This window comes from Lelliottia sp. GFLA7, assembly GCF_056490165.1.
Genome location: NZ_JBWLAQ010000001.1, coordinates 491,001 through 509,349, shown reverse-complemented (window position 1 = coordinate 509,349; position 18,349 = coordinate 491,001). Strand labels below are relative to the sequence as shown.

The window sequence follows — 18,349 nt, the reverse complement described above, 5'->3', positions numbered from 1 at the left end:
GGCGGGGTTTTTTTATAAGACGATAACTTATGCCGCAGGCTGAGTTACAACGTCTTTGATACCTTTAACTTCGATCTCTACGCGACGATCTGGTGCCAGGCAGTCGATCAGTGCAGCGCGAGGTTTCACGTTGTCACAGGTAGCGCCAGTCACTGGGTTGGATTCGCCCATACCACGTGGAGAGATCTTGTTAGCTGGGATACCTTTAGACACGAGGTAATCAACTACAGACTGTGCACGTTTCTCGGACAGACCCTGGTTGTAAGCGTCAGAACCGATACGGTCGGTGTAACCCAGAACCACTACTGAACCGTCTTTAGGATCCAGATTGCTCAGCTGAGTGTACAGCTGATCCAGTGCCTGCTGACCTTCTGGTTTCAGAGTCGCTTTGTTGAAGTTGAACAGAACGTCAGACTTCAGAGTGAAGTGCTTGGTCTGTACTTCTGGAGCAGGTGCCGGAGCTGGAGCAACGATTGGCGCTGCTTCTTCCTGCTGGCCGAAACGATAGGAAACACCTACGCTCAGCATGCCGTTGTCTGGACGAACACCAACGGTGTTGCCGTCGCCGATGTTGTTAACCCACTGGTATTCCAGACGGGTAGCGATATCGCGGGTCATTGCCCACTCTACGCCACCAGCGAATACTGGAGATACGCCAGTGTCATGGTCGTCGCCACGGATGCTGTTGCTGGAGTCTGCGCGCCATACCATGCCGCCCAGACGGGTATACACGTCCAGATCGTCAGTTACCGGGTAACCCAGTTTAGCGGTCAGCTGTACGCCTTGAGCTTTGAATGCGCCGTTAACGTTGTCGCCTTTGTATGGCATACGACCTAACCAGTCGTAACCCATTTCAAAGCCAACATACGGGTTAACCTGATAGCCACCAAACGCACCTGCACCGAGCTGGCTTTCATGAGTTGGGCCATCGTTGTTCAGGGTGCTGTTGTACCAGCCAGTGTCGTGGAACTGAGACCAGCCCAGTTTGCCACCTGCATACCAGGTATTATCTTTCGGAGCGGCCTGCGCTACGGTAGCGAAGCCAGCCAGTGCCACTGCAATCGCGATAGCTGTCTTTTTCATTTTTTGCGCCTCGTTATCATCCAAAAATCGCCATGAAGATCTCGTTGAGAAATCACGGTTAAATCCTTCACCGGGGGGCGAGCTCAAACTAGTAACTCTACCGATATCTTCGGCTTAGACCGAGCACCCCTGGCGATGTAAAGTCTACAACGTAGTTCAAAACTTACAAGTGTGAACTCCGTCAGGCATATGAAAAAAAAAGCTCCGTATACATAATATTTAACATTTTGAATGCGGATTTTATGCTGTAAAATTAAGGGAAACCGCGCCAGACAGGCGTTGACGAAGTTTTTTCTTATGGAACTAATCGGCTGTCCAACTGTCAAAAAAAGTTCCAGGAAAAATCTTAAATTTACTTAATGATACAAATTAGAGTGAATTTTTAGCCCAGACAGGTGTCCTCTGCCGAGAGAATCGGGATTAACTGGACGCATTATCAAGCCGATCGCGTTACCTTCTTCGGCGGCTTCAACCAAACGAAAATGTTCATCTTCCGTTAATTCTTCTGATAGCCAGCCAATCACCACGCTGTAATTCCCAGTGCGCAATGCGCGAATCATTGAATCTACCGTATGGCATGGGGCGAGTTGGCTAATCTGCATCACTTTCGCGAGCGGTAATCCAGCAGATTGAACCCATTCGCGACTCAATTTTTGCTTTGGCGTTAACCAGAGCTGCCAGCGTGACTGTTGACCGAGCTGCTGCAATAACGGCAACAACAGCAACTGTGTCATCAAGGGCTGGTCTTCACGATAAACCACTTCACTTATCATCCCGGTCGAAACACGCTCGAAAGTATTTTGCGTGTCATTTCCCGCGGATGGAGAAAAAGATGTTGAGCGATTTGCATAGATTGAAGTGTGCATAATCATTCCAGCCCTGTAGTTACTGTATGAATATACAGTAACCCCTGTATGACTAAAGATCAACCTCAATTTCGGAAAGCGCCTCGCAAATTTCGTTCGAGATCGGCCAATATGGAAAATTCATCTTGCCGAGTGACAATAAGTTGCCTATTTTTCTGCTAGCGGATCCGATAGTAATTAATGGCGTTGTTACTGCATGATTTTAAAGGATAATATCATGAAAAAGATATCATACGAACGGATCTATAAATCCCAAGAATACCTCTCATCTTTGGGTGATATCCACCATAGGGCACTTTTTGGTGGCTATACATTAGCGGTAAATGAGGCTGTGTTCGCCATGGTGTCGGAGGGCGAACTGTATCTGCGAGCGTGTGAAGAGAGCGCGCAGTACTGTGTAAAACATAATTCGGCATATCTGGAATTGGTAAAACGTGGCAGGCCCGTTCTGTTGAACTATTACCGCGTGGATGAGGGGCTTTGGCAGGATCGGGAAAAGCTCCTGCAACTTTCCAGCTTTGCATTAGAAGCAGCACGACTGGAACGTGTCGAGCGGGATAATCGGCACAGGCTCAAAGATTTGCCCAACCTGACTTTCCAGATTGAAGTTCTCCTCTACGAAGCGGGTATTACCAGTGAAACGATGCTCCGAATGTTAGGCGCTGAAGAAAGTTGGCTGAAAATTAGAGCTAAAAACAAGCACCTCGGCATTAAGGTCCTGTTTGCTCTCGCGGGGGCTATCGAAGGGTTACATGAGGCGGCACTCCCGACTGCCAGGCGTCGGGAGCTTAATGAGTGGTTTAATGCGCTTTCTGTAAAGCCTGATAATCATTCCGATAAGTAGCGATTTGTTGTTGTAGTCGACAGATCTCGGGCAGAAGGGCAATGAGCAAGCCCGTTTGCTGGAGGATAAGCGGAGCTTTGCTGTCTGTACCGGGATCAAAATGCGCGATGCGCTGGCTGAGTTCGTCAATCGCCATTTGTACACGTGGCTCGTCAGCGGGACGATGATGAAGCGCATCGTCAACGTAACATACGGTGTCATCAAGTAAGGCTAGGATGTTGGGATTAGTTAACTGTTCACGATGCGCACCCAGGGTCGAAATATAGCTGGTGAAGGTGTGGTTAAGACATAGAAGCCGGAAGGCTACCTCGCGAATTTCTGGTGTTGCACGGGGTTCCGTTGACATGTTCGAGACAACTGAAGCCAGTTCCGCATCACGGTTGTGCGCATCACGTCTGGCAATACGATACGCCAGACGGTTGTCACGACCCTGATGGTACTGCTCAAGAATAGCGTCGAGATAGCGGCAGTTCGCATTGATCGCGAGATCCAGTGCGCGCGGTAAGTTCCTGAAACGCCAGTCTGGCCAGATAAAGCTCACTGCTGCCCAGGCAATGGCGCAACCAATTAGCGTGTCAATCACGCGTGGCAGCGCAACTTCAAAGCCTTCACCTAGCAGGTTGAAGCAAAGCAGAACCAGCAGGGTGATGAACATCGTAGCGTGCGCATACTGGACGTGACGAAATGCGAAAAACAGGACCCCGGTAATCACTATAAGGATCAGTTGTCCTTCAATTGACGGGACGAAATAGAGCACAGGAAGCCCAATGGCGACCCCCACAAGGGTTCCGATGATTCTTAACGCGAGCCGGTGACGCGTCGCATTATAGTTTGGCTGACAGACAAACAGGCTGGTCAGCAGAATCCAATAGCCATGGTTTAAGCCCGTTATTTGGATAAAAGCATAACCTGTGCAAAGCACGGCAGACATCCGCACCGCATGACGAAAAAGTGCCGACTCGGGCGTAATGTTACGGCTCAAACGAAGCCATATATCTGAAACACCATGCAGTCCGTCATCGGCAAGTTGGTTTTCAGTATCATGACCCGGCCTTGCCAACGCCTGCTCCGACTCGATTGTCGCGAGCTGCGCATCGATGGCGCGCAGGTTGTTCAGCAAGAAGCCGAGGGCTTTCATCTGATCCGGCGATGTACCGCTTGCCTGAACGCGATCCAGAGCGGCGTCGAGATGAGTAAAAGCGCGCTCAAACCGCTGGTCGTGTTGATACGGCGTTCGCAGCAAAATGGAACGAGCCAGTTGCTGACAAGCCTGGGATTGCATCGAAAGCAGTCGCTGGAAGCGGAACATCACGTCGCTATAACGAAACTTCTCGCGCAACGCAGCGTACTGAATATGCGATGAACTGGCGCGCTCATGAATATCCTGAGCGACAAAGTAATAGTGCAGCGTTTGCCGGGTTCCTCGCTGACCGCGGTCGCCACGTAAGCGGGTGAGCAAGGAGACTTTAGTTTGGTTGAGCGTGGCCACAAGCTGTCCGTTCGCCAGAGCGAGATCGTATAGCGGCGACTGACTCTCTTCTTCTATATCGGGATCGAAAAGTCGGGACTTGAGTTCCAGATAGTGCGCCAGCTGTTCGTAACTCCGGGCGAGATTATCCTGCAACGGGCGAATCGGGAAAATGAGGTGCCCGGTCAGCGTAAGTACGTTGTACCAGATGGCCCCCATTAGCAGCAGGAGTGGCTGCTGATACCACTGGTCATAAAGCGATATGCCCAACATGGTATAAATCGCGATCAGCAGCGCGCCAAACGCAATGGTTGCATAGCGCTGCCCAAGCCCCCCCAGCAAAATAAACCCGGTGGTAGAAACCATCAACCCGAGGGCGAATAACCACGGCCACGGGAAAAGCAGCTCGACCGATGCGGAAGCAATAAAAAAGCAGACCAGTGTAATCACGAGGTTTCGCAAGCGACCAACAAGCCGATCGTCAAGATCGGCGAGTGCGCCTGCAACCACGCCGAGTATCAGCGGGATAGTGAGTTTAACGTCGCCGAGCCACCACGGCAGCGCTGCCGCGCCGCAAAGCGCGATAAAAATCCTGACGTTATAGAGCCAGGCACTGTTCCATGTGTATCTGCGAAGCAATGGGCTTAGCATGTGGGCGGCTTATCCTTATTTACTGAAAACGACGGCGGGCATTGGATTCACGTGCAGCCTGCGCAACTTCCACGGCGACTACGCGTCGACCTACCGGCCACAGAGCAATAGCCGCAATCTTGAAGTTGGCGATCCCAACCGGAATACCGATAATCGTAATACACTGTGTAATGCCTACTGCGATGTGCATCAGGCACAACCACCAGCCAAAGAAGATCAGCCATAAAATATTCAGCAATGTTCCGCCAGTATTCATCAGGACATTTTTGTTGCCGGGCTCGAGTTCATCAACATGAATGGCTTCATTGCCGTAAGGCACAAAGGACAGTTTGGTGATTTCCCAGCACGAGCGCGTTAGCGGAAGTGTAAAAATCAGCACAATGCTGACCAGCGTGGCAAAAAGCCAGGAAAGCGTCGTGGCAAAACCGCCAAGGACAAAGTTCAAAATATTCAGAACGGTACGCATAAACCCTCACTTCTTTTCGATATGATTAAAGCCTGATGATTGTAACGTTTTTTTAGGCTGGAGCACCTGAAAACTGGCAGGTAAACTAATGCGTAAACTATCACTGCGTGGATCAGGCTGGACATGGAACTAAAAGCAACATCATTAGGCAAACGCCTGGCGCAACATCCTTACGATAAAGTTGTTCTGCTCAACGCTGGCGTGAAAGTCTCGGGCGAGCGTCACGAGTACCTCATTCCGTTCAATCAGTTATTAGCTATTCATTGCAAGCGCGGCCTGGTGTGGGGCGAACTGGAGTTTGTCTTACCTGCGGATAAAGTGGTTCGTTTGCATGGAACGGAATGGGCCGAAACCCAGCGATTTCATCATCAGCTCAATACGCTCTGGCAAAAGTGGAGCGATGAGATGAGCGAGGTCGCGAGGCAAGTGCTCCAGCAGGTTTTAGCCGATATCGCGCAGAGCAGTGAACAAAAAAAATGGCTCACGCGCGCCCAAACGGCTGACATGCAGCAACGCATTCACCAGGCCCTTACCGCGCTTCCGCTTCCGGTTTCACGACTTGATGAGTTTGAAAATTGCCGCGATGCCTGGCGTCAATGCCAGGCGTGGTTAACCGATATAGATAAAAGCAGGCTCGCGCATAATCAGGCATGGACCGACGAGATGCTGGCGCAGCACGCGGAATTCTTCAGCCAAATCGAATCTTCGCCTTTAAACCCTGCGCAGGCGCGAGCCGTGGTCAACGGGGAGCATTCACTGCTGGTGCTGGCGGGCGCAGGCAGCGGAAAAACATCAGTGCTGGTGGCCCGCGCAGGATGGTTGCTCGCCAGAGGCGAAGCGACAGCCGAGCAAATTCTGCTGTTGGCGTTTGGGCGTAAAGCCGCGCAAGAAATGGACGAACGTATTCACGACCGGTTGCATACGCGAGACATCACGGCCAGAACATTCCACGCACTGGCCCTGCACATCATTCAGCAGGGCAGTAAAAAAGCGCCTGTTATCAGTAAACTGGAAAACGACACCCAGGCCAGGCTTTCTTTGTTTATTAAGACGTTGCAGCAGCAGTGTAGCGAAAAAAAGGCCATGGCAAAGGGATGGCGACAGTGGCTTGAAGAAGAACTCAACTGGACGGTACCTGAAGGCAGTTTCTGGCAGGATGAAAAACTGATGCGGCGTCTGGGATCGCGTCTGGACCGCTGGGTGAGTCTGATGCGCATGCATGGTGGTTCACAGGCGGAGATGATTGAGAGTGCGCCCGAGGAAGTGCGCGCGCTCTTTACAAAACGCGTCAAACTGATGGCGCCGCTAGTGAAAGCCTGGAAAACCGCGCTGAAAGAAGAAAACGCGGTGGATTTCTCCGGGCTGATTCATCAGGCCATTATCATTCTCGAGAAGGGCCGTTTCGTCAGCCCCTGGAAGCATATTCTGGTGGACGAATTTCAGGATATCTCTCCGCAGCGCGCCGCTTTGCTGGCCGCATTACGAGCACAAAATAAACACACCTCGTTATTTGCAGTAGGTGACGACTGGCAGGCCATTTATCGATTCAGTGGGGCTCAACTGTCGTTAACGACCGCGTTCCACCACTACTTTGGCGAAGGCGATCGCAGCGATCTGGATACCACCTATCGCTTTAACTCGCGCATCGGTGAAATCGCTAACCGGTTTATTCAGCAAAACCCCCATCAGCTGGCAAAACCGCTCAACAGTCTTTCATCGGGCGATAAAAAAGCCGTCATGCTGCTGCCAGACGATCAGCTTGAAGCCCTGCTTGATAAGTTGAGCGGATTTGTCAAAGCAGACGAACGGATTCTGATTCTGGCGCGCTATCATCATCTTAAACCGTCACTTCTGGAAAAAGCGGCCATGCGCTGGCCCAAGCTACAGCTTGATTTCATGACCATCCACGCCAGCAAAGGGCAGGAGGCAGATTTCGTGATTGTGCTCGGCTTACAGGACGGGAGCGATGGTTTCCCGGCACCGGCGCGGGAGTCAGTTATGGAACAGGCGCTGTTGCCCGAGACAGAAGATTACCCCGATGCGGAAGAACGTCGGCTGCTCTATGTCGCGATGACCCGTGCGCGTCACCGGGTTTGGCTGCTGTTCGCTAAGGATAATCCATCCTGTTTTGTGGATATTCTGAAAAATATCGATGTACCAGTGGCGAGAAAACCCTAGTGTGTGCCGGGCTCAATGTTAGCCCGGCATCTTTTTACTTGAGACGCTCGGCCAGATAACGCGGGTAATCAGGGATCAGAATCTCAACCGATGAGTTGAAGTGCGGTGACTCAATAATAAAGTCTGCGGTTGAAAGGTTAGTGGCCACAGGGATATTCCATACCGTTGCGAGGCGTAGCAAGGCTTTCACATCCGGATCGTGTGGGACTGCGTTCAGCGGATCCCAGAAGAAAATCAGCACATCAATTTTGCCTTCCGAAATCTGCGCGCCGACCTGCTGGTCGCCACCCAACGGGCCGCTCAGCATCGCATTCACTTCCAGCCCTGTTTCACGATGAATCAGATTGCCCGTGGTGCCTGTCGCCGACAGGTTGTGTTTTTCCAGCAACGGCTGGTGGCGCTGAACCCAGTTAAGCAGCATTTTTTTGCAATGATCGTGTGCCACCAGCGCAATGTGCTTACGTTCTGGTAGGGTACGTGTCGTCAGTTCCATAATCTCTTTCCGTCAGGTTAACTGGCTACAAGATGACGGGAAGCGCCTGATGCTGCAAGAGAAAGGGCAAAAAAATGCGGCTTATGACGAAGGTTGCTGCTTCGCCCATTGCAAAAATCGCGTGCGGGTCTCGGGATCGGCCTGCTGGAACCAGAATTTAAGCCGCTGTTCGGTCAGCGTTTGAGATTGCGGGGGGATCACATCCAGTTCCGATACGCCGGATAAAAGCGTGCTGTCGTCGGCCATCATGGTGGCGAATCCCGGTAACGACGCGCTTTTGCCCGCTTTGTTGTAGCGTTCGGTGTCCGCTTCATAATCCGTTCCCTTCGGCGTTTTGGTTAATGCCAAAATATCCAGCTTCACGGGAATGGGCATGGCATCGCCATCCAGTAATTCAATTCGCGGCGCTGCCTCAAACGCCTCGGATTCCTGTTCGTTTTCCAGACGCGGCAAATTAAAATTCACCTGGCTGATTTTTTGGGTGTTGAAACTCACTACCAGCGGGGGAGAAATATAAAGGCGTTGTTCATGATTGGAGAGGCGAATATTTTTTTCGATACGAAAGACGATCTGATGCGGCCCATTATCCAGCTCAATACTGTCCGCCCCCCGCAGTAATGAACTGGAGACTTTTTTTCCGTCCAGAACCAGCAGGTCGATGTCGGTTGATAACCGAAGCGTCGTGGCATACACGCAAACCGGCATCACTAACGCAAGTACAGCTGAGACAATGCCAGTCTTCATAGGGCGCTCCCGTCGAATATACTTTCGTCGTAATAATGTATCTAAATTTTTCGATAAACACGTTTACTAACATATAGACATATTCCGACGTTTTGCCCTCATACAGATGTATGGGATGAATGGTTGCCTGCGGTTCTTTGGCGTACACTTTAAAAAAAGCCAGGAGAAACACCATGAAAGAGAACGATATTATCGGCATTCTGACCTCGACCCGCACCATCGCACTGGTAGGCGCAAGTGACAAACCCGATCGCCCAAGCTATCGGGTGATGAAATATCTTCTCGATCAGGGGTATCACGTCATTCCTGTATCACCGAAAGTGGCCGGTAAAACGCTATTGGGGCAGCAAGGCTATGCCACGCTGGCGGATGTTCCAGAAAAGGTAGATATGGTCGACGTCTTCCGAAACTCTGAAGCGGCGTGGGGCGTAGCGCAGGAGGCGATTGCGATTGGTGCGAAAACGCTGTGGATGCAGCTTGGAGTTATCAACGAGCAGGCGGCGGTATTGGCGCGTGATGCGGGATTGAATGTGGTGATGGATCGTTGTCCGGCAATTGATATACCGCGTTTAGGTCTGGCGAAATAAAAAAAGCCCGGCGCATTCCGGGCTTTTTTATGGGTTAATTTCGCAGGCGCGGGGCCTGGAGCTGTTTACGGATAGTTTGCGCCAATTCGTCCATCGACGGCTGCTCCGGATGCTCGTCCTGCGGTTCACTGCTTAACTGTGCTTCTGCCAGATAAGTGTGAAGGGGTTGGCCATCATCGTCTTCCATCACCACATGATACCAGGGCGTTGCGCGAAGTTCCGCGTTAGCCGCCAGCTCATCGGCTGAGGGTTCGTCAAGTGAGTATTCCGGGTCTATATCCACCACCACACCCAGATACCCCAGGAGAGAGTGGCGAACCTGCTGGCCGATACCGTATTTGCTGGCAATCATTGTCACCTCCCGAAAAATGTTACATACACAAGATGTGTGGGCAACATTTCACTTTTCAAGTTACATGACGCGACAGGCAAACCCTTTCAGATAGAGCCCTTCCGGGTAGGTAGCGATCACAGGATGGTCGGCTGCCTGGCGGAACTGTTCTATAAATTGTACATCACGACCCGCATCTACAGCGGCATCTGCGACGAGTTTCTGAAATAAATCGGTCGTCATCAGGCCAGAACAGGAGAACGTCAGCAAAATGCCACCAGGATTCAGCAACTGGATCGCCAGCATGTTGATATCTTTATAGCCGCGGCACGCGCCCATCAGCTGGCTTTTGTTTTCGACGAACTTCGGAGGATCCATCACGATGACGTCGAATTTCTCACCCTGGTCACGATATTTACGCAACAGCTTGAACACGTCATCGCGAACGAATTCCGCTTTGCTCAGATCCAGCTTGTTCAGTTCAACGTTCTGCTTAGCGACATCCAGCGCTTCCTGTGAAGTGTCAACGCTCACTACCTGGCTGCAACCGCCCATCAGCGCCGAAACGGCAAAGCCACCCGTGTAGGAGAAGCAGTTCAGCACGCGTTTATCTTTAACATACTGGCGCGTGGCCAGACGGCTGTCGCGCTGATCGAGGTAGTAACCGGTCTTGTGCCCACCCTGAATATCGACAAACAGCTTCATGCCGTGCTCTTCGATTGGCAGCAGGGCAGGTGGCAGTTCACCGGTGACGGTGCCTTGCGTGAGCTCCATACCCTCTTTCTTACGCACCGCCACATCGCTGCGATCGTAAATGGCGCATTCCGGGTACAACGTTTGCAGCGCGCTGATCAGCGCAGCACGCTGGTATTCTGCGCCAGCGCTTAAGAGCTGCAGCACCAGGAAATTGGCAAAACGATCGATCGTCACGCCCGGCATGCCGTCGGATTCACCGGCGATCAGACGATAGCTGTCCAGCCCGTCACGTTTCGCCAGCCAGTCGCGCCACTGCTGCGCCTGCTGTAAACGACGGGTAAAGAACGCGATGTCGATGGTTTCGTCTTTATCGAACGTCCAGACGCGCGCGCGAATCTGCGAGGCAGGCGAGTATGCGCCGCGAGCTAACCATTTTCCCTGATGGTCAACGATATCGATGGTTTCACCGAGGCTGGCTTTGCCTTCCATGCGCGCAACCGCGCCGGAAAACACCCAGGGATGACGACGCAGTAATGACTTCTCGCGTCCTTTGGTTAACACTAAACGTACACTCATAATTTGCTTTTCTGTCGATTCAATAAAATGGCCGCTATTTTCCCGAGTTCAGTCAGGAAAAGCAACGCGCCAGAGCAGGATAGGGGAAACGATGATGTCAAAAGTCTGCACAATCGCGTGGGTTCACGGCACGGTCCAGGGCGTCGGGTTTCGTTACAGCACGCAACGCGAGGCGTTAAAGCTCGGGTTAACGGGCTACGCGCGCAATCTGGATGACGGCAGTGTCGAAGTTGTTGCCTGTGGTGAGGCGGATAACATTGAGCAACTGATTGCCTGGTTGAAAGCAGGCGGGCCGCGCAGCGCCCGGGTTGAAAAAGTCTTAACGGAACCTCACCAACCCGACCGCGAATATGACAAATTCAGTATTCGCTATTAAATACATTTCACCGGTTTTGGCAGGCCGGCGATTTTGGTCGCCTGTTTGGCCGGGCCTTTCGGGAAGAGGCGATACAGGTAACGGCTGTTGCCTTTCTCTTCGCCAAATTTTTTAGCCATCGCTTTCACCAGCATGCGGATCGCAGGCGACGTGTTGAATTCCAGATAGAACTCACGCACAAACCGCACCACTTCCCAGTGCTCAGGCGACAGCGTAATCGACTCTTTTTCAGCAATCGCGACGGCCAGCGCTTCACTCCACTGGCTGCTCTCTTTCAGATAACCGTCGTTATCGGTTTCTATCTCTTTACCTTCAAAGCTCAGCATAATCATTCACACGTCAGTCAAAACCCGCGCAGTGTACCAAAAAACAAAGCCCCGCATAAGCGAGGCTCTGTTCAAAGCGTGTGGGGTTAATCGCGGCTTGCGAAGCCCAGGATGCTCAGCAGGCTGACAAAGATGTTGTACAGCGACACATACAGGCTCACGGTTGCGCGAATATAGTTCGTTTCACCGCCGTGAATGATGTTGCTGGTTTCCCACAGGATTGCGCCTGAAGAGATCAGAATGAACACCGCGCTTATCGCCAGATGCAGCGCTGGCAATTGCAGGAAGATGTTCGCCACCATGCCCACCAGCACAACGATGACACCTGCCATCAACATCCCACCCAGGAAAGACATGTCTTTACGGGTCGTCAGAACGTACGCCGAGCAGCAGAAGAACACCAGTGCCGTACCGCCCAGTGCCATGCCGATGAGGTCGCCCATGCCCGCAGACAGATAAGAATTCAGCATTGGGCCGAGGATATACCCCAGGAAGCCGGTAAAGGCGAACGCGGACAGAATACCGATTGGTTTGTCAGCGGTTTTATAGGTCAGGAACATCAAACCATACATGCCCACCAGCGTCAGAATCAGGCCCGGAGATGGCAGCATCAGCACGGTGCTGGCTGTCGCCGTTAGCGCAGAAAACGCCAGCGTCAGGCTTAACATGAAATAGGTGTTGCGCAGCACTTTATGGGTGCTGAGTAGCGACGTGCGGTCGCGTGAAGAACTAATAATACGATCCATGAGCCACTCTCTTATGACAGATGTAATTAACGGCAAGAATAGGAAAGGTTGCGCCTGTAGCAAAATGGTTTTACCCATCTTTACTCAACACCTTAGGGGCGGTGCTGAAGCTTTATCCCGAATAAATTTGTTTCACTAGCAGGAAGCGTGGTTTGACGAATTTATTCAGATCAACCTCTTATAGGTTACTGAAAAATATTGCCTTAATACAGTTAGAGCGCTAAGAGTGAATGCGCATCGTCAAAAAATAGACAATAAGGCGAATAAATGAAATCACCATCACGCATTAACTTTACACTCTCTTTGCTGGCCGCGAGCATCCTGTGCGCAAGCACAGCGAGCTGGGCCGCTAGCGTGCCAGCAGGAACCCAACTGGCAGAAAAACAGGAACTGGTCAGAAACAACGGCAGTGAACCGGCATCGCTCGATCCGCATAAAGTCGAAAGCGACGTCGAATTCAATATTATCAGTGATTTGTTCGAAGGGCTTGTCAGCGTCTCGCCAGGCGGTGAGATTGTGCCGCGACTGGCAGAGAAATGGGAGAATAAAGACAACACCGTCTGGACTTTCCATTTACGTCCTGGCATCACCTGGAGCGACGGCACCGCCATCACCGCGCAGGATGTGGTCTGGAGCTGGCAGCGTCTGGTTGACCCGAAAACGGCGTCACCTTACGCCAGCTATCCGGGCAATATGCATCTCGTCAACGCCGCAGATATCGCGCAGGGCAAGAAAACGCCGGATTCGCTGGGCGTGAAAGCCATCAACGACACCACGCTGGAAGTCACGCTGAACCAGCCTAATGCGGCATTTCTCGCCATGCTGGCGCACCCCTCACTCGTCCCGGTTGATAAAGTGCTGATCGGCCGCTTTGGTGAAAAGTGGACGAAACCGGAGCATTTCGTCAGTAGCGGGGCGTATAAGCTCTCGCAGTGGGTGGTCAACGAGCGCATTGTCGCCGAACGTAACCCGCGCTACTGGGATAATGCACATACGGTAATCAACAAGGTCACGTATCTGCCGATTACATCTGAAGCGTCCGATGTGAACCGCTACAAGGCCGGTGAGATCGACATCGTCTATACGGTGCCTATCAACCAGTTCGCTCAGCTTAAAAAAACGCTGGGAACGGAGCTGGACGTGTCGCCGCAGCTCGCCACCTATTATTACGAATTCAATACCACCCGACCGCCGTTTAATGATGTGCGCGTGCGCAAAGCGCTGAACTTGGCGCTGGATAAAGACATTATTGCCGACAAAGTGTTGGGGCAGGGTCAGCGTCCGGCATGGCTTGTCAGTCAGCCGGACATTGGCGGCGTTAAGCTTAAGAACCCGGACTACGCGAGCTGGCCAATCGACAAGCGTATCGCGGAGGCGAAAAAACTGTTGAACGACGCGGGTTTCAACGACACCCATCCACTCAGCTTTAATTTGCTCTATAACACCTCGGAATCGCATCAGCGCATCGCTATTGCGGCGAGTTCGATGTGGAAGAAAAACCTGGGCGTGGAAGCCAAGCTGCAAAATCAGGAGTGGAAAACCATGCTGGATACCATGCACACCCATAATTTTGATGCGGTGCGTTACGCATGGATTGCGGATTATGACGATGCCGCGACTTTCCTGAATAACTTCCGTACCGGTGATAGTGAAAACACCAGCCAGTACAGTAATCCGGCTTATGACAATGCGCTGGTGGAGGCGGCAAAAGCGAAAACCCCTGAAGAGCGCGGCAAGTTCTACCAGCAAGCCGAAGATCTGCTGGCGCAGGATGTGCCCGCCATTCCGGTGTATCACTATGTCAGAACCCATCTGGTGAAACCATGGGTCGGTGGATTTACGCCCGATAAACTGGGCTTTTATTACACCAAAGATATGTACATCAAAAAGCATTAAGGCGAACAAGTGAGATTTCATGCTGATAAAATGGTCAATGCGTTTTTATTTCAACCAATTAATCACGTTTTGGCTATTTTTGAAGCGAATGAATGACATCACTCTTTACAGCGCAAGGTGAGGTGTTTATGATGCGCCTCACTTAGGAAGCGTGGCCGAGCGGTTGAAGGCACCGGTCTTGAAAACCGGCGACCCGAAAGGGTTCTAGAGTTCGAATCTCTACGCTTCCGCCAAATTCGAAAACCCTGCGATAGCAATATCGCAGGGTTTTTTGATTTTACACGTTGCAAAAATGCACGCGAGTAAACTTAGAAAAATTCCTGCTTTACAAGGCGCTAATAGACGTTTATATTGCGCCTCACTTAGGAAGCGTGGCCGAGCGGTTGAAGGCACCGGTCTTGAAAACCGGCGACCCGAAAGGGTTCTAGAGTTCGAATCTCTACGCTTCCGCCAAATACGAAAAACCCCTCGATAGCAATATCGAGGGGTTTTTTCATTTACGGCTATGGCAACGTTCGTCATCTGTAAAACCGATTTTAAAAAACCTGCTACGGCTCTTTTCGGGTGAAGAACAGCGTGACGGTTGCGACGGTGACGCCGAACTTTTTCATCTCTGTCTTGTTAAACAGATGCGTGCCGTCCTGCAAGTACATCCAGTCGTCAAAGTGCAGCAGCCAGGTTTTGCCGTCCGCTTTCACGTTCATGCTGTAGCGCCAGTTAAAGGCGTTACCTGCCGCCTGGCCCGTTGCCACGCCTTCAATATCGCCCGCAGTCCCTTCGTACCGATCGGCGCTTACGCGGCGAATGTGCCAGACCCGATGCTGCTTCTCGCCATCGTCATAGACAAAATGTTCATTCAGCGTCAGCGTATCACCGATGACATCACCAGCAATCTCAACGTGAAAGCGACGCAACTGCTTGCCGCTGCGATCTTGTACCATGCCCCACGCCTCGGTTTTCCCCTGGAAATAGCGGAAGATATCGAGTGACGGCTGTTGGCTTCGATAATCGCTAATGTCCGCGCTACAGCCCGCCAGTAACATCATCAGGGCTGCGCCCAATGCCAGAATGCGTTTCATTTTTTACCTCCGATTAACTGCTCACGCAGCGCGGGATATTGCGTATTGGGGTCAAGCCATATCGCCAAAAAATGGGTGCTAAAGACTTCAGACTGGCGCGGACCGAGCGGAGTGAAGGTTTTTTGCGCCGCGGAGGCGCGATACCAGAACTGTCCCTGCCGATCGTTAAAAACAAATGCTAATTGGGTGCCTGGCACCACATCGGGCCAAAGCGATTGCAACATACGCAGCCAGGATTCACTCTGCGGTTCACGCGCCATAATGCCCAACGCCTGCCACTGGTCACGCGTGGCGTCGACCAAATCGTCACTACTGATGTCACGTTTATAGGTAATGATTAGCGCCTGATTTTTCCCCGGCCCGGTGTAGATGCCGTCCGGCGTGCGCAGCTGTGAGGTGTAGACGGAAAAGGGCCCCCAGGTGAGAGTCGCATCGCCCACTTTGCGCCAGCTTAACCAGTCGGCGGCATGGGTCACCGGCGTGATGATAACCAGCAACAGCAGCGCCATTAAAGCGGATCGCATGGTCGTCTCCCCATCAGAATATGAAATAACAGCATCAGGGTAAGCCACCCCAGCGCCATCCAACTGACGACGACAAAGGCCGGTTCCAGAAAAGTCATTGCGCCTAACCGTTCGCCAATGATGTACGCCACCGGGCCGCCGAGGGTTCCCATCAGCGTAAGGATCCATCCCGGGAGCGTGGTTGTTCGGGTCAGATGGGTCCAGACGGTGGCGAACATCAGCCACAGCGCCATCATCCAAAGCGGTAACAACGCCTCCCCGTGAAAGTCGATCAACCCCGTCAACGCCCAGAGGGTATCCAGACCGCTGCCCATCGCCGCCAGCAGAAGCGCATAAAGCCGATGTGCAGGCGAGAGCATCAGGCAGGCCAGAACCGCGAGTGCGAGCCACAAAAACAGCCCACGCTCGCGAAACAGCACCACCAGCGTCCAGTAAAGATCGAACGCAATCGCTATCAGAAACACCTGCACGTGGCGGTTCATACGCGCTCCGCAGTCAACTGCACCACGCTAATGGTGCGTGCATTAAATCCGGCTTCGCAGTAGGCAAAATAATAGAGCCACATCCGGCGGAAGCGTTCATCAAAGCCCAGTTTTTCAATATCCTGCCAGGCGTGGAGAAAACGTTGCCGCCAGTGAGCCAGCGTGCGCGCGTAATCGGGCCCCATGTCGAACAAATTGCGGACAACAAAATCCGTGTGGCGCGTCATCAGCTCGCTCATCGCGGTAATGCTCGGTAAAAATCCGCCGGGGAAGATATAACGCTGAATGAAATCAACGCTTTTGCTGTAGTCGCGATAGCGTTGATCCTGAATGGTAATGGCCTGAATCGCCATTTTGCCGCCCGGGCGCAGGCGTGCCTGGCAGGTGCTGAAGAACGCGGGCAAATAGTGCTGACCCACTGCTTCTATCATCTCAATCGACACCAGCTTGTCGTATTCACCCGTCAAGTCGCGATAATCGCAGAGCAATACCTGAACCCGATCCTGCAATCCCGCGCGGGCGATCCGCTCTTTTGCCCAGTTGAATTGCTCCTGCGATAACGTGGTGGTGGTGACGCGACAGCCATAGTGAAGCGCGGCGTATTCCGCCATCGCGCCCCAGCCGGTACCGATTTCCAGCAGATGATCGCTTGCGCTAAGGGACAACTGTTCACACAGTCGCGCCATTTTTGCCTGTTGCGCGAGGGTCAGATCCTGCTCATCAGCGGTAAATAATGCGCTGGAGTAGAGCAGCTCCTGGTCGAGAAAGTGCGCATAAAACTCATTGCCGAGATCGTAATGGGCGGCGATATTTTCCCGCGCCTGATCGCGGTGGTTGCGACGCATCCAGTGTCGAAGGCGCTCCACGGGTTTGCCCAGCACGCGAAAACCGCTTTCAAGCCGCCCCAGCACGCTGCTGTTTAGCGCCAGCAACTGCAACAGCGATGTCAGGTCATGTGTTTCCCATTCCCCATCCATCCAGGCTTCAGCGGCGGCAAGGCTTCCGCCGGTCAGCAGCCGCCAGTAAACGTCCGGGGCCAGAATCTGCACTTCAGCGCGCAGCGCGGAAGACGAGTCGCCAAAATGGAAGGCCTGCGTCCCTTCTCGTACGGTAAGCGAACCGCTGCTGATACCGCCTAAAAGACGAAAGAGCAGCCAGCGAGCGAGACGGACGTTGCGCGGAATATCGGGATCAAGCGCAAAGGCAGGATCGGTCATGAGCGTTCACTCCTGCTAACGGGGTGGTTGTGAAGAGGCACGCGCTTCAACCATAGCCGCAGCGCTTGCCAGTAAATCGTCAGGACGGTTTTTAAGGTCATCAACGGAATACGCAACAGCAGGGATCGCAGGGCCGCGCGCGTGAGTGGCTCACGTTTCAGCATCAGCGTGGCGTCAAAGACCTTCGATTCCTGATGGTTTTCAATATGCATATGCAGCGTTTTATTGGGATTGTTAAAGCGCCAGTGATAGACCATGTCCATTGGGTTAAACGGTGAAACGTGAAAAGCTTTTTCAATTGGGCGTGTCGTCTGGCCATCCACGGCATAGTAATGACGCTCATTCCACGGCGTGTTGCGTACCTCGGCCAGCACCCAGCGCAGGGTGTCTGTTGCGTCATAGCAATAGTAAAAATTGACCGGATTAAAGTGAAAACCGAGATAACGCAGCTGAGTCAGGAGCATCACGCGGCCATCGGGACGTTCACCGGTCAGGCTTTCAATACGGTTGAGCGCGTTCTCTTTCAGCGGCGCGCCGAGGGGATAATCCGCATCGTAAAAGGCTGCGGCAGCAAACCGGTTACGCCGGATCCCGACCGAAGGCAGCGCATCAAGCTCATCGAGATCGATCCAGGCCATAAAAACGGTATAGCGAAAATGGTGCGCTTTAGGCTGGAGACGGCGATGGCGTAAAATCCCCTGATACAGGCAACTGTTCATC

General features: G+C 52.5%; 20 protein-coding genes and 2 tRNA genes. 7 read left to right on the top strand and 15 right to left on the bottom strand.

The features are described from left to right. Window positions 1–27 precede the first annotated feature (27 nt). Complete coding sequence (gene ompA / locus AC07RN_RS02595) at window positions 28–1,083, bottom strand: porin OmpA (RefSeq protein ID WP_478335494.1); 1,056 nt, start codon at window positions 1,081–1,083, stop codon at window positions 28–30. A gap of 356 nt (window positions 1,084–1,439) precedes the next feature. Then, window positions 1,440–1,949 (bottom strand): SOS-induced cell division inhibitor SulA, encoded by a 510-nt coding sequence (gene sulA / locus AC07RN_RS02590; protein ID WP_478335493.1) that lies wholly within the window; start codon window positions 1,947–1,949, stop codon window positions 1,440–1,442. Between the two features lie 217 nt (window positions 1,950–2,166). Between sulA and AC07RN_RS02585 the strand changes: the two genes are divergently transcribed. Further along, the gene (locus AC07RN_RS02585) at window positions 2,167–2,793 is read left to right on the top strand and encodes a TfoX/Sxy family DNA transformation protein (RefSeq protein WP_449553558.1); all 627 of its coding nucleotides are present in this window, start codon (window positions 2,167–2,169) and stop codon (window positions 2,791–2,793) included. Here the strand turns inward: AC07RN_RS02585 and yccS are convergent. Together yccS and AC07RN_RS02575 are read right to left on the bottom strand one after the other, a co-directional pair. Beyond that, a complete protein-coding gene (yccS, locus tag AC07RN_RS02580) occupies window positions 2,750–4,912 on the bottom strand; it encodes a YccS family putative transporter (RefSeq protein ID WP_478335492.1) in 2,163 nt (720 codons plus the stop codon). The genes AC07RN_RS02585 and yccS overlap by 44 nt on opposite strands. A 19-nt stretch (window positions 4,913–4,931) precedes the next feature. After that, window positions 4,932–5,378 carry a YccF domain-containing protein gene (locus AC07RN_RS02575; RefSeq protein WP_012016870.1) on the bottom strand — a complete coding sequence of 149 codons (447 nt, stop codon included), beginning with the start codon at window positions 5,376–5,378 and terminating at the stop codon, window positions 4,932–4,934. Window positions 5,379–5,501: 123 nt separating this feature from the next. Between AC07RN_RS02575 and helD the strand changes: the two genes are divergently transcribed. Then, complete coding sequence (helD, locus tag AC07RN_RS02570) at window positions 5,502–7,556, top strand: DNA helicase IV (protein WP_478335491.1); 2,055 nt, start codon at window positions 5,502–5,504, stop codon at window positions 7,554–7,556. 34 nt (window positions 7,557–7,590) lie between these two features. Here helD and mgsA read toward each other — a convergent pair whose 3' ends face one another. Next, window positions 7,591–8,049, bottom strand: a complete 459-nt coding sequence (gene mgsA, locus AC07RN_RS02565; RefSeq protein WP_133630646.1) for a methylglyoxal synthase — start codon at window positions 8,047–8,049, stop codon at window positions 7,591–7,593. Between the two features lie 81 nt (window positions 8,050–8,130). Further along, entirely contained in the window at window positions 8,131–8,793 is a 663-nt protein-coding gene (csgI, locus tag AC07RN_RS02560; RefSeq protein WP_012016873.1) for a curli synthesis inhibitor, read from the bottom strand. Between the two features lie 173 nt (window positions 8,794–8,966). On the opposite strand from csgI, the gene AC07RN_RS02555 reads away from it, so the two are divergent. Then, window positions 8,967–9,380 (top strand): CoA-binding protein, encoded by a 414-nt coding sequence (locus AC07RN_RS02555; protein WP_012016874.1) that lies wholly within the window; start codon window positions 8,967–8,969, stop codon window positions 9,378–9,380. Between the two features lie 34 nt (window positions 9,381–9,414). Here the strand turns inward: AC07RN_RS02555 and hspQ are convergent, their stop codons facing one another. Both hspQ and rlmI read right to left on the bottom strand, forming a co-directional pair. After that, window positions 9,415–9,732, bottom strand: a complete 318-nt coding sequence (gene hspQ / locus AC07RN_RS02550; protein WP_012016875.1) for a heat shock protein HspQ — start codon at window positions 9,730–9,732, stop codon at window positions 9,415–9,417. A 60-nt stretch (window positions 9,733–9,792) separates the two neighbouring features. Continuing rightward, the gene (gene rlmI / locus AC07RN_RS02545) at window positions 9,793–10,983 is read right to left on the bottom strand and encodes a 23S rRNA (cytosine(1962)-C(5))-methyltransferase RlmI (RefSeq protein WP_012016876.1); all 1,191 of its coding nucleotides are present in this window, start codon (window positions 10,981–10,983) and stop codon (window positions 9,793–9,795) included. A 94-nt stretch (window positions 10,984–11,077) separates the two neighbouring features. Here rlmI and yccX point away from each other — a divergent pair, with 94 nt between their 5' ends. Next, a complete protein-coding gene (gene yccX, locus AC07RN_RS02540; protein WP_478335795.1) occupies window positions 11,078–11,359 on the top strand; it encodes an acylphosphatase in 282 nt (93 codons plus the stop codon). Here yccX and tusE read toward each other — a convergent pair. Together tusE and yccA are read right to left on the bottom strand one after the other, a co-directional pair. Then, the gene (gene tusE, locus AC07RN_RS02535) at window positions 11,356–11,685 is read right to left on the bottom strand and encodes a sulfurtransferase TusE (protein ID WP_478335794.1); all 330 of its coding nucleotides are present in this window, start codon (window positions 11,683–11,685) and stop codon (window positions 11,356–11,358) included. The genes yccX and tusE overlap by 4 nt on opposite strands. A gap of 86 nt (window positions 11,686–11,771) precedes the next feature. Next, complete coding sequence (gene yccA, locus AC07RN_RS02530) at window positions 11,772–12,431, bottom strand: FtsH protease modulator YccA (protein WP_407436537.1); 660 nt, start codon at window positions 12,429–12,431, stop codon at window positions 11,772–11,774. A 267-nt stretch (window positions 12,432–12,698) separates the two neighbouring features. Between yccA and AC07RN_RS02525 the strand changes: the two genes are divergently transcribed. The 3 genes from AC07RN_RS02525 (at window position 12,699) to AC07RN_RS02515 (ending at window position 14,780) form a co-directional block, all read left to right on the top strand. Next, window positions 12,699–14,327, top strand: coding sequence for an ABC transporter substrate-binding protein (locus AC07RN_RS02525; protein WP_478335490.1), 1,629 nt, complete (start codon window positions 12,699–12,701; stop codon window positions 14,325–14,327). A gap of 145 nt (window positions 14,328–14,472) precedes the next feature. Beyond that, a tRNA-Ser gene (locus tag AC07RN_RS02520) sits at window positions 14,473–14,560 on the top strand. A gap of 132 nt (window positions 14,561–14,692) precedes the next feature. Further along, window positions 14,693–14,780: transfer RNA gene (locus tag AC07RN_RS02515), tRNA-Ser, on the top strand. Between the two features lie 95 nt (window positions 14,781–14,875). Here AC07RN_RS02515 and AC07RN_RS02510 read toward each other — a convergent pair. Genes AC07RN_RS02510 through AC07RN_RS02490 form a run of 5 tightly spaced genes read right to left on the bottom strand, consistent with a single transcriptional unit; the run spans window position 14,876 to window position 18,348 of the window. Continuing rightward, window positions 14,876–15,406 carry a DUF3833 domain-containing protein gene (locus AC07RN_RS02510; RefSeq protein WP_012016881.1) on the bottom strand — a complete coding sequence of 177 codons (531 nt, stop codon included), beginning with the start codon at window positions 15,404–15,406 and terminating at the stop codon, window positions 14,876–14,878. After that, on the bottom strand, window positions 15,403–15,930 hold the full coding sequence (locus tag AC07RN_RS02505; RefSeq protein WP_478335489.1) for a chalcone isomerase family protein: 528 nt from the start codon (window positions 15,928–15,930) through the stop codon (window positions 15,403–15,405). Before AC07RN_RS02505 ends, AC07RN_RS02510 begins: the two co-directional genes overlap by 4 nt. Further along, window positions 15,915–16,412, bottom strand: coding sequence for a DUF2878 domain-containing protein (locus tag AC07RN_RS02500; protein WP_478335488.1), 498 nt, complete (start codon window positions 16,410–16,412; stop codon window positions 15,915–15,917). Before AC07RN_RS02500 ends, AC07RN_RS02505 begins: the two co-directional genes overlap by 16 nt. Beyond that, the gene (locus AC07RN_RS02495) at window positions 16,409–17,629 is read right to left on the bottom strand and encodes a class I SAM-dependent methyltransferase (RefSeq protein WP_478335487.1); all 1,221 of its coding nucleotides are present in this window, start codon (window positions 17,627–17,629) and stop codon (window positions 16,409–16,411) included. The genes AC07RN_RS02500 and AC07RN_RS02495 overlap by 4 nt, the downstream gene beginning before the upstream one ends. Continuing rightward, window positions 17,626–18,348 (bottom strand): DUF1365 domain-containing protein, encoded by a 723-nt coding sequence (locus tag AC07RN_RS02490; RefSeq protein WP_478335486.1) that lies wholly within the window; start codon window positions 18,346–18,348, stop codon window positions 17,626–17,628. Before AC07RN_RS02490 ends, AC07RN_RS02495 begins: the two co-directional genes overlap by 4 nt. Window position 18,349: the final 1 nt, after the last annotated feature.

What these genes read in the sequence shown, in the direction of transcription:
- ompA (WP_478335494.1), bottom strand. Translation starts at nt 1,083, where the DNA reads ATGAAAAAGACAGCTATCGCGATTGCAGTGGCACTGGCTGGCTTCGCT.
- sulA (WP_478335493.1), bottom strand. Translation starts at nt 1,949, where the DNA reads ATGCACACTTCAATCTATGCAAATCGCTCAACATCTTTTTCTCCATCC.
- AC07RN_RS02585 (WP_449553558.1), top strand. Translation starts at nt 2,167, where the DNA reads ATGAAAAAGATATCATACGAACGGATCTATAAATCCCAAGAATACCTC.
- yccS (WP_478335492.1), bottom strand. Translation starts at nt 4,912, where the DNA reads ATGCTAAGCCCATTGCTTCGCAGATACACATGGAACAGTGCCTGGCTC.
- AC07RN_RS02575 (WP_012016870.1), bottom strand. Translation starts at nt 5,378, where the DNA reads ATGCGTACCGTTCTGAATATTTTGAACTTTGTCCTTGGCGGTTTTGCC.
- helD (WP_478335491.1), top strand. Translation starts at nt 5,502, where the DNA reads ATGGAACTAAAAGCAACATCATTAGGCAAACGCCTGGCGCAACATCCT.
- mgsA (WP_133630646.1), bottom strand. Translation starts at nt 8,049, where the DNA reads ATGGAACTGACGACACGTACCCTACCAGAACGTAAGCACATTGCGCTG.
- csgI (WP_012016873.1), bottom strand. Translation starts at nt 8,793, where the DNA reads ATGAAGACTGGCATTGTCTCAGCTGTACTTGCGTTAGTGATGCCGGTT.
- AC07RN_RS02555 (WP_012016874.1), top strand. Translation starts at nt 8,967, where the DNA reads ATGAAAGAGAACGATATTATCGGCATTCTGACCTCGACCCGCACCATC.
- hspQ (WP_012016875.1), bottom strand. Translation starts at nt 9,732, where the DNA reads ATGATTGCCAGCAAATACGGTATCGGCCAGCAGGTTCGCCACTCTCTC.
- rlmI (WP_012016876.1), bottom strand. Translation starts at nt 10,983, where the DNA reads ATGAGTGTACGTTTAGTGTTAACCAAAGGACGCGAGAAGTCATTACTG.
- yccX (WP_478335795.1), top strand. Translation starts at nt 11,078, where the DNA reads ATGTCAAAAGTCTGCACAATCGCGTGGGTTCACGGCACGGTCCAGGGC.
- tusE (WP_478335794.1), bottom strand. Translation starts at nt 11,685, where the DNA reads ATGCTGAGCTTTGAAGGTAAAGAGATAGAAACCGATAACGACGGTTAT.
- yccA (WP_407436537.1), bottom strand. Translation starts at nt 12,431, where the DNA reads ATGGATCGTATTATTAGTTCTTCACGCGACCGCACGTCGCTACTCAGC.
- AC07RN_RS02525 (WP_478335490.1), top strand. Translation starts at nt 12,699, where the DNA reads ATGAAATCACCATCACGCATTAACTTTACACTCTCTTTGCTGGCCGCG.
- AC07RN_RS02510 (WP_012016881.1), bottom strand. Translation starts at nt 15,406, where the DNA reads ATGAAACGCATTCTGGCATTGGGCGCAGCCCTGATGATGTTACTGGCG.
- AC07RN_RS02505 (WP_478335489.1), bottom strand. Translation starts at nt 15,930, where the DNA reads ATGCGATCCGCTTTAATGGCGCTGCTGTTGCTGGTTATCATCACGCCG.
- AC07RN_RS02500 (WP_478335488.1), bottom strand. Translation starts at nt 16,412, where the DNA reads ATGAACCGCCACGTGCAGGTGTTTCTGATAGCGATTGCGTTCGATCTT.
- AC07RN_RS02495 (WP_478335487.1), bottom strand. Translation starts at nt 17,629, where the DNA reads ATGACCGATCCTGCCTTTGCGCTTGATCCCGATATTCCGCGCAACGTC.
- AC07RN_RS02490 (WP_478335486.1), bottom strand. Translation starts at nt 18,348, where the DNA reads ATGAACAGTTGCCTGTATCAGGGGATTTTACGCCATCGCCGTCTCCAG.